Here is an 8,923-nt window from a genome sequence, read left to right as displayed (position 1 = left end):
GGGGGGGGGGTGCGCTGCGCCTGCGAGGGGGGAGCCCCCTCCCCCGACCCCTCCCCAACGGGGAGGGGCAAAGCAGTGACGATACCTTCTTCGACGAGCCATTCGGCCAGCTTCGCCACGCGCTCCACCTTGTCGGCGACGGTGCCGAGCTTTTCGTGGAAGGTGATGCGCGCGAGCTTTTCCGCATGGACGGACAGCGGCGTCTTCTTGTCCTGCTCCCAGAAGAAGCGGGCGTCCGAAAGGCGCGCGGCGAGGACCTTGCGGTTGCCCGCGACGATCATCGCGCCGCCGTCATGCGCTGCGATATTGGCGGTGCAGACGAAGGCGTTGGCGAGCGCCCCTCCACCACCCTGCGGGCGGTCCCCCTCCCCGTTCCGGGGAGGTTCCTGGCAGATGAAGTACTTCTGGTTCACGCGCGCGGTGAGCTGGATGACTTCGGGCGGGACTTCGAGGAACGCCTCGTCGAAGCGGCCGAGCAGCGGCACCGGCCATTCGGTGAGGCCCGCGTTCTCGATCACGAGGCCTTCGTCCTCGACCAGCACGAGGCCGGCGTCGGCAGCGGCCTTCTTGGCGCCATCGCGGACGATGGCTTCGCGCTCCGCATGGTCGACGATGACGTGGGCATGGCGCAGCTTGGCAGCGTAGTCGTCCACGCCGTCGATGGTGATCTCGCCGCTGTGGTGGAAGCGGTGGCCCATCGTGGTGCGGCCCGAGCGGATGCCGCCGATTTCGCAATCGACCACTTCGCCGCCGAGCAGCGCGATGATGCCGGAAAGCGGGCGAACCCAGCGCAGGCTTTCGGGCTGGAGGCTCGCAGCGCCCCAGCGCTGCGACTTGGGCCAGGGGAAGGCGCGGATGATCGCGGGGATCGCTTCGGCCAGCACATCGGTGGCAGCGCGGCCCGGCTTTTCGACCACGGCAAACCACACGCCGTCGCGCTCGGTCAGCTGGTCCTTGGCGAGGCCCGTCTTGCGCAGGAAGCCTTCGAGCGCCTGCTCGGGCGCGGAAGTGCGCGGCCCCTTCGTCTCTTCGCTCACCGCCTGCGTGGCGAGTGGCAGGCCCTTCGCGATCAGCGTCAGGCGGCGCGGGGTGGACCACACCGTCAGCGCGCCGACGGCAAGCCCTGCGGCCTCCATCTCGCGGCGGAACAGCTTTTCGAGATCGGCGCGCGCGCCGGCCTGCATCCGCGCCGGGATTTCTTCCGAGCGCAGTTCGAGGAGGAAATCAGCGACCGTGCCTGGTGTCTCGACTTCGCTCGACACGAACGGGGTTGGGGAATTGCTCATGCCGTCCACCCCGGGAACTTCGCTTCCCATTCAGGGCGGTACTTCTCCATGTAGCCCTCGCACGAACCGCGCGCCAAATCGCGCACCCGGCCCATGTAGCTCGCGCGTTCCTGCACCGAGATCACGCCGCGCGCCTGCAGGAGGTTGAACAGGTGGCTTGCCTCGATCGCCTGCTCGTAGGCGGCGATGGGCACCTTGGCCTCCAGCGCCTTGCGGCATTCGGCCTCGGCGCGGCGGAAGCCTTCGAACAGGGTTTCGGTGTCCGCCACCTCGAAGTTCCACGTCGACATCTGGCGCTCGTTCTCGAGGAACACGTCGCCGTAGCTCACGCCGGACGCGTTGAACTTGAGGTCGTAGACGTTGTCGACGCCCTGGATGTACATCGCGAGGCGTTCAAGGCCGTAGGTCAGCTCGCCCGCGACGGGCTTGCAATCGAAGCCGCCCATCTGCTGGAAATAGGTGAACTGGGTGACTTCCATGCCGTCGCACCAGACTTCCCAGCCCAGCCCCCAGGCGCCGAGCGTCGGCGATTCCCAGTCGTCTTCCACAAAGCGGATATCATGCAGCAGCGGATCGATGCCGATCGCGGCGAGGCTGCCGAGATAGAGCGCCTGCAGGTCCGGCGGGCTCGGCTTCATGATCACCTGATACTGGTAATAGTGCTGCAGCCGGTTCGGGTTCTCGCCATAGCGGCCGTCGGTCGGGCGGCGGCTCGGCTGGACATAGGCGGCATTCCACGGCTCGGGCCCGAGCGAGCGCAGGGTCGTCGCCGGGTGGAACGTGCCCGCGCCCATGCGCATGTCATAGGGCTGCAGGATCAGGCAGCCCTTCGCGCCCCAATAGGCGTGGAGCGCAAGGATCATGTCCTGCACACTCAAGGGAGCGGCGGCGGTATCGGTGGTGTCAGCCATGGCCCCGGCGCTTTGGCCGATTGCATGCGGCAAATCAACCGGCAGGCGGGGCCGGAACGGCGGGTTCTTGCGCTGCCTGCCCGGTTCGTTCATCCCTTGGGGGCAATGATGCGCTTTGTCCCTCCCCTCCGCCGGCTGCTCGCGGCCTTCCTGCTGATCGCGCTGGCGGCTTGCGGATCGGCCAAACCGCCCTCGGACGAGACTGCCAAGGTCGCGCTCTGGGCGATTTCGGACAACACGGGGGTTCACGGCTGGCTGCTCGGCACCGTCCATTCGCTGCCGCGCGGGACACAGTGGCGCCGCCCGGTGATCGATGGGGCAATCACCAATGCGGACCGGCTGGTGCTGGAAATCGGCGATGCGCTCAATCCGCAGATCGCGGGCGAAGCGCTGAGCAAGCTGGCGTTCACCCCCGGCCTGCCGCCGCCGAGCGAACGCGTCGGCGTGAAGTTCCGCGGTGATCTCGCCAAGGTCTACAAGGACCTTTCGCTGAACGACGCGCAGTTCAAGGATCAGGAAAGCTGGGCGGTGGCACTGCAGATCGCGGCCATCGGCGGACTCAAGCAGGGGATGGAGCCCGACAGCGGGGTGGAGCCCGAACTGCGCAAGGTGATCGGCGCCAAGCCGGTCACGGGGCTGGAGACGATCGACAGCCAGTTCGGGATCTTCGACGCGCTGCCGGAACGCGCACAGACCGTGCTGCTGGAGCAAGTCGCGCACGAGGCGGCGGACAACCGCGATGACGACAAGGACATGCTCGCGCTGTGGCTGCGCGGCGATGAACTGGGCATCGCGAAGGAAGCGCAGACGGGCTTCCTTGCCGATCCGGAGCTGCGTTCGGCGCTGCTCACCCGGCGCAACCTCGCCTGGGCGAACCAGATCGATGCGATGCTGAAGGCGGGGGCGAAGCCCTTCATCGCAGTGGGCGCGGCTCATGTGGCCGGTGTCGACGGCCTGCCGCGCCTCCTCGAAGCGCGCGGTTGGCTGGTGAAGCGGGTCTACTGAGGGCCGCCGCCCCGGCTTCTGCTTGCTTTTTCCACAGTAGTCGCTAAGGGCCGCCGCTTCTCTGCGCGCATGGTCATCCCTGGAGGCGTGGCGCGGGGAATCGGTTGAACATATAACGTGAAGGTACGGACAATGAGCGATACGCTGCATCTGCCGGCCGAGACGCGTGAACGGGCTGGCAAGGGAGCCTCCCGTGCACTTCGTCGCGAAGGCCGCACCCCCGCCGTGATCTACGGCGGCAATCAGGATCCGGTTGCGATCCACGTCGAGGAAAAGGAACTGCGCCGCCAGCTCGGCACGGGCCACTTCTTCAACTCGATCGTCGAGCTCACTGTCGGCGGCGAAACCGTTCGCACGCTGCCCAAGGACGTTGCCTTCCACCCGGTTTCGGAGCGCCCGCTCCACGCCGATTTCCTGCGCATCTCGGCTGACCGCGCGGTCGAAGTCTCGGTGCCGGTGATCTTCGTCAACGAAGCCAAGTCGCCCGGCCTCAAGAAGGGCGGCGTGCTGAACATCGTCCGCCACGAGCTCGAGCTGATCTGCGAAGCGGACAAGATCCCCGACGATATCGCTGTCGACGTTTCGGGCGTGGACGTGGGCGATTCGATCCACATCAGCAGCGTCACGCTGCCGGCGGGTTCGCGCTCGGCGATCACCGACCGCGACTTCACCATCGCGACGATCGTTGCTCCCTCGGCTCTCAAGAGCGCCGAAGGCGACAACGAGACTCCGGCCGCCTGATCGTCGGCTGAGAGATTGCGGGCCGGTCTCCTCGGGGACTGGCCCGAGTCCTTTCCGTCACCCCGGACTTGGCCGGGGTCCTGCTTGATCCGCCATGGCGGCGCGCGTAGCGGGACCCCGGATCATGTCCGGGGTGATGTCGTTCTGGCCACTCGGTTTCGAAAAGAGGAGTGCGCGCGATGCAGCTCTGGGTCGGCCTCGGCAATCCCGGGCCTCAATATGCCCTCCACCGGCACAATGTCGGCTTCATGGCGCTGGATACGATCGCCGAAGTGCATGCGTTCGGCCCGGTGCAGAAGAAGTTCCAGGGCTGGGTACAGGACGGCCGCATCGGGTCCGAACGGATCATCCTCCTCAAGCCCGCGACCTTCATGAACGAGAGCGGCCGCGCGGTGAGCGAGGCGCTGCGGTTCTACAAGCTGGGGCCGGAGGCGCTGACGGTGTTCCATGACGAGCTCGATCTCGCGGCTTTCAAGGTCAAGGTGAAGCAGGGCGGCGGGCATGCCGGGCACAATGGTCTGCGCTCGATCGACCAGCACATCGGGCCGGAGTTCCGCCGCGTGCGGCTCGGCATCGGGCATCCCGGACACAAGGACCGCGTGACCGGATACGTCCTAGGTAACTTCGCCAAGGCCGAGCAGGACGACCTCGTGACCATGCTCGGCGCGGTTGCCGGAGAAGCAGGATGGCTCGCAAAGGGCGATATTGTGCGGTTCATGAGCGATGTGGCACTGCGCCAATCTTAATACATGTTAACGTCGGCCCCGCTTACAGTTATGGTACTTCCAAACGGACGTTAACCACCCAAGCCAGCAGAAATGCGTATTTGGCACCAAGTTTGCTTTGTCGGCGCTTAACCACGGTTTTCTGGCAAGGGGACTAAACCATGAAACGCATCCTGCTTACTTCGGCAGCCCTTCTGGGCATGGCCGCGATTTCGACGCCGGCCTCGGCCTGGTTCAAGCACACCCACTACTGCAACTGCGGCCATACCGGCGGCAGCAAGCTGTGCGGCTCGAGCACGACCTCGACCACGACCGGAGGCACCACGACCACAACCGGCGGCACCACCACCTCCACGGGCGGCACCACCACCACCGGCGGCACGACCACTACGACGGGTGGCACCACCACCACCGGCGGGACGACCACGACGGGCGGCACCACCACTACTGGCGGGACGACGACGACGACCACCGGCGGTACGACCACCACGAGCGGCGGCACCACCACCACTTCGGGCGGTACGCCGGTTCCCGAGCCGGGCATGCTCGGCATGATGGGCCTCGGCTTCGTCGGCCTGGCGCTGGCGCGTCGCCGCCGCCGCTGATCTGGCTATCCCCTGCCCCACACCCCGTCCTTCAGGGCGCTGCCTCAGCCCCTGAAGGACCGGAAGGGCGGCAGGTCTTCAGCTTCCCGCGTTCACCGCGCGCGCAAGATCGGCGCGGATAACCCGGTTCGCCGGATCGAGCTGGCTGGCCTGCTTCATCAGCCGCAGCATCTGATCGCGGTCCGTGCCCTGCTCCAGCCGCACCAGCGCGGCCATGTGCAAGTTGTCGGCATTGCGCGGCGCGAGTTCGAGCGCGCGATCGGCAAAGCCCAGCGCCGCTGCCGCCTGACCCGACCGCAGCGCCGCAAGCGCCATGCGGCGGAGCACTTCGGCATCGTTCTCATGGCCCGGAATTTGCCCGAAGGCGGTGAGCGCGGCGGGCCAGTCCTGCCGGACGAGCGCGGCTTGTCCGGCACCGGCGCGTTGCTGGTTGGCTTTGAGATCCGGTGACTGCAGCCGGGCCTGAAGCACACCGGCAGACGGATCCTTCGCCGCTTTTGCTGCCCGCAGCGCCAGATCGAGTTCGCGCTCTCCGGCCAGCACCGAGTCCGACAGCGGCTGCACGGTGCGCAGTGCGGTCCGCGCATCGCCCACCGCCAGCTGCGCTTCAGCCAGCATGAGCCGCGCGTAGGGGTTCTGCGGCGAGAGCAGCAGGGCCCTCGCAAACAGCGCGCGCGCGTGTTCGGGGTGGCCCAGTCGCAGCAGTGCTTCGGCATAGCTCATGCCATTGGCCGAGCGCGGATCGAGCGTGGCTTCCTGCCCGACGAGCGTCTTGCGCACCGTTTCCCAATCGCCCTTCTCCGAGGCGAGCAGCACGGTGAGGTCAATCACTTCCGGATGGCCGGGCGCGATCTTCGCGGCGCGGGCGACGATCTGCTGCGCCGCATCGACCTGCCCCTCCATGTCCGCAAGACTGGCGAGCGCGGTGAGCGGCTCCACCCGCGAAGGGAAGGCATTGGCGGCGGCCGTGAAACTCTCCTGGGCAGACGGCAATTGCCCCAGCTGCGCCGCCAGCATCCCCGCCGTCATCAGCGTATCGAGCCGCTTGGGGCCAAGCTGGCGCAGGGTTTCGACGGCCTTGGCGGCGGCAGGATAGTCCTGCGCGGCGATGAGGAAGCGCGCATAATCATGCACCAGCGCATAGTCGCGCGGGTCGGCGGCAAGGCCCCGGCGCAGGGCATCGAGCGCGGCGGGGGAATTGTCGAGAGCGGTGTGGGCCGCCGCACGCAGGCGCCACGCGCCCGCCGTTTCATCCTGGCCGAGCAGATCGAGCGCGGCGCGGGCCTGTCCGCGCAGGATCGCCGCCTCGGCTTTCATCCGGACAAGCTCGGCGCTGGTGAAGCCGCCTTCCTCCAGCCGGGTCAAAGTCGACTGCGCGCCGTCGCCATCGCCGAGCTTGAGCTGGGTGCGGGCGAGCAGCAGCTGCATGTCGCGGTTGCTGCCATCGCTGTCGAGCGCGCCGAGCACAGAGGTGCGGGCGGCGGCATAGTCTTCCGCCGCGAAGGCCTTTTGAGCAGAGGCATACTGCGCCGCCGGATCGGCGCGCGAGCAGGCGGCGAGCAGCAGGAGGCCGGCAATGAGTGCGGAGCGCTTCACGGCTCACCAATACTACCTAAGCTCTGAAATTTCGGTGAAGCGGGCTCCGGCGCTCCGGCGGGGCCAATCGTCGGAATGGTTTACAAGCGGGGCTTCGTTAATCATCCGAAACGGCGTGTTTTGGCGACTGGCATGGTGTTTGCGTAGAGTGTGTCGGTCCACATTTTAACCACTCAGGGGCAGGGAAATGAACACTTACGCAAAGTTCGCAGTGGCCATCGCGGCTTCACTGTCGATGGCTTCTCCGGCACTCGCCGACTCGATGCTGTTCAACTCGAGCGACATCGGCAAGACCGTGACGCTCGACTACAACGGATATTCGAGCAACGGCGGCGCCTCGATCACCGGCCTGACCGGCTCGACCACCTTCACGCTGACCGGTGTTTCGGGCAACGATTACACCTTCGACTATTCGGTCACGAACACGAGCTCGGCCCCGGTGACCGACTCGCGCATCTCGGGCTTCGCGTTCAACACCGACCCGACGATCACCGGTGCGGCCTCGACCGGTGCCTACGGGTTCACGACGCTCAATTCGAACTATCCCAACGGCATCGGCACCGTCGACGTCTGCTTCAAGGACGCCAACACCAATTCCTGCGCCGGCGGCGGCAGCGGCGGTCTTACGCTGGGCCAGACCGGCACCGGCAGCTTCACCCTGAGCTTCGCCTCGCCGGTTTCGGCGCTGACGCTGAGCGACTTCTATGTGCGCTACCAGTCGATCACCGGCGTCCCCGGCGTCAGCTCGGCGACCGGCGCGGGCACGATCAACACCAGCACGACCAGCGGCGGCAGCACGACCAGCACCTCGACGGGCGGTACGCCGGTTCCGGAGCCGGGCATGCTCGGCCTGTTCGGTGCGGGCATCGTCGGTCTGGCACTGGCACGTCGCCGGAATTCGGGCCGCCGTCCGGTGGCGCGCCTGACGCTCGCCGCGGCCTGAGCCGCGCTTTCCTGAAGCCCCACGAATGCGAAAGGGCTCCGACCTCGCGGTCGGGGCCCTTTTTGCGTTGATCAGCCGCGCTGCGCTTCGGCGAGGTGGCGGGCGATGGTCTGGTTCTGCGGCGCCTTCTGCGCGGCGCGGCGGAGCAGATCGAGCGCGCGGTCGCGGTTGCCGCCGGTCTGGTGGAGCAGCCAGCCCATCGTGTCCATGATCGACGGGTCCTCCGGCGCGACCTGGATCGCGCGCTGGGCGAACTGGAGCGCCTTGTCCTTGTTGCCGACCTGCGCCTGCGCCCAGGCCATGTTGTTGAGCACCAGCGGGCTGCGGCCATCGGTGAGCGCGAGGATCTGCTCGTAGGCAGTAATCGCATTGCCCCAGTTGCTCGCCTTCATCGCGGCATCGGCGGCGCTGAGCGCCTGCCCCAGCGACTGCGGCGAGGGATAGCGCGCGCGGGCGGCGAAGAACGCCGCGTTGGGATCGCCCGCCGCCTCGGCCGCCTTGGCGAGGAGGCGCAGGTCCTCGACGCTGGCGGTCTTGCTCCGCGCGAAGGGCGTGAGGGTCTGCACCGCGCCGGCGGCGTCATCGCCGGCCAGCTGCGCCTTGCCGAGCTCGCGCCGCAGGACGACACTTTCGGGATGGCGGGCGAGCATCGGTGCAAGCCGGGCGCGGGCCTGTTCGGGCTGGCCGATCTGGGTGAGCGCCTGCGCATAGAGCACCTGCGCGTCGTCGCGGTCCTTGAGCTTGTCCTCATTGGCCTGAAGGATGTCGCGGGTGGACGTCCAATCCCCCTTGGCGGAGGCGAGCCGCGCCTTGAGGTAGGCGAGCGTGCCGTCGGTGGTCTTGCCCTGGAAGCCCGAGAGCAGCGCCGCCAGTTCATCGGTGCGGCCGAGATCGCCGAGAATGCCGGCCTGCCCGGTGAGCGCGGGGAGATTGCCGGGGTATTCCTTGCCGGCCTTGGCATAGGCGGCGAGCGCCTTGCCGAGCTGGCCTTCCGCGGTGGCGACCTGGCCATCCACAAGCAGCGCATCGAGCAGATGGCCATCCGCCGCGAGCGCCTGATCGGCAAGGCCGCGCGCCGCCGCCGTATCGCCGTTCAGCAGCTTGAGGCGGG

9 protein-coding genes are annotated in these 8,923 nt (G+C 67.5%); 5 read left to right on the top strand and 4 right to left on the bottom strand.

Going from position 1 to position 8,923, the window contains the following annotated elements; all coding sequences use genetic code 11:
• Positions 1 to 1,286, bottom strand: a 1,286-nt coding sequence (glyS, locus tag IP83_RS09390; protein WP_231624984.1) for a glycine--tRNA ligase subunit beta, incomplete at its 3' end; no start/stop codon positions are given.
• Complete coding sequence (locus tag IP83_RS09385; protein WP_054121959.1) at positions 1,283 to 2,197, bottom strand: glycine--tRNA ligase subunit alpha; 915 nt, start codon at positions 2,195 to 2,197, stop codon at positions 1,283 to 1,285. The genes IP83_RS09385 and glyS, both read right to left, overlap by 4 nt.
• A 105-nt stretch (positions 2,198 to 2,302) precedes the next feature.
• Here IP83_RS09385 and IP83_RS09380 point away from each other — a divergent pair, with 105 nt between their 5' ends.
• From IP83_RS09380 to IP83_RS09365, 4 genes are all read left to right on the top strand, one after another.
• Complete coding sequence (locus IP83_RS09380) at positions 2,303 to 3,202, top strand: TraB/GumN family protein (RefSeq protein ID WP_054121958.1); 900 nt, start codon at positions 2,303 to 2,305, stop codon at positions 3,200 to 3,202.
• A gap of 132 nt (positions 3,203 to 3,334) precedes the next feature.
• Positions 3,335 to 3,943, top strand: coding sequence for a 50S ribosomal protein L25/general stress protein Ctc (locus IP83_RS09375; RefSeq protein ID WP_054121957.1), 609 nt, complete (start codon positions 3,335 to 3,337; stop codon positions 3,941 to 3,943).
• Between the two features lie 179 nt (positions 3,944 to 4,122).
• Positions 4,123 to 4,689, top strand: a complete 567-nt coding sequence (gene pth / locus IP83_RS09370) for an aminoacyl-tRNA hydrolase (protein ID WP_054121956.1) — start codon at positions 4,123 to 4,125, stop codon at positions 4,687 to 4,689.
• A gap of 140 nt (positions 4,690 to 4,829) precedes the next feature.
• On the top strand, positions 4,830 to 5,273 hold the full coding sequence (locus IP83_RS09365; protein WP_054121955.1) for a PEP-CTERM sorting domain-containing protein: 444 nt from the start codon (positions 4,830 to 4,832) through the stop codon (positions 5,271 to 5,273).
• A gap of 78 nt (positions 5,274 to 5,351) precedes the next feature.
• Here IP83_RS09365 and IP83_RS09360 read toward each other — a convergent pair whose 3' ends face one another.
• Entirely contained in the window at positions 5,352 to 6,869 is a 1,518-nt protein-coding gene (locus tag IP83_RS09360; RefSeq protein ID WP_054121954.1) for a tetratricopeptide repeat protein, read from the bottom strand.
• 187 nt (positions 6,870 to 7,056) lie between these two features.
• Here IP83_RS09360 and IP83_RS09355 point away from each other — a divergent pair, with 187 nt between their 5' ends.
• A complete protein-coding gene (locus IP83_RS09355) occupies positions 7,057 to 7,812 on the top strand; it encodes a cistern family PEP-CTERM protein (protein ID WP_054121953.1) in 756 nt (251 codons plus the stop codon).
• A 71-nt stretch (positions 7,813 to 7,883) separates the two neighbouring features.
• Here IP83_RS09355 and IP83_RS09350 read toward each other — a convergent pair.
• Positions 7,884 to 8,923, bottom strand: a 1,040-nt coding sequence (locus IP83_RS09350) for a tetratricopeptide repeat protein (protein ID WP_054121952.1), incomplete at its 5' end; no start/stop codon positions are given.

It is taken from the genome of Novosphingobium sp. AAP93, assembly GCF_001296055.1.
Taxonomy (GTDB): domain Bacteria; phylum Pseudomonadota; class Alphaproteobacteria; order Sphingomonadales; family Sphingomonadaceae; genus Novosphingobium.
Note: the sequence above shows the minus strand (reverse complement) of the source record. Positions and strands in the feature narration are given on the sequence as shown.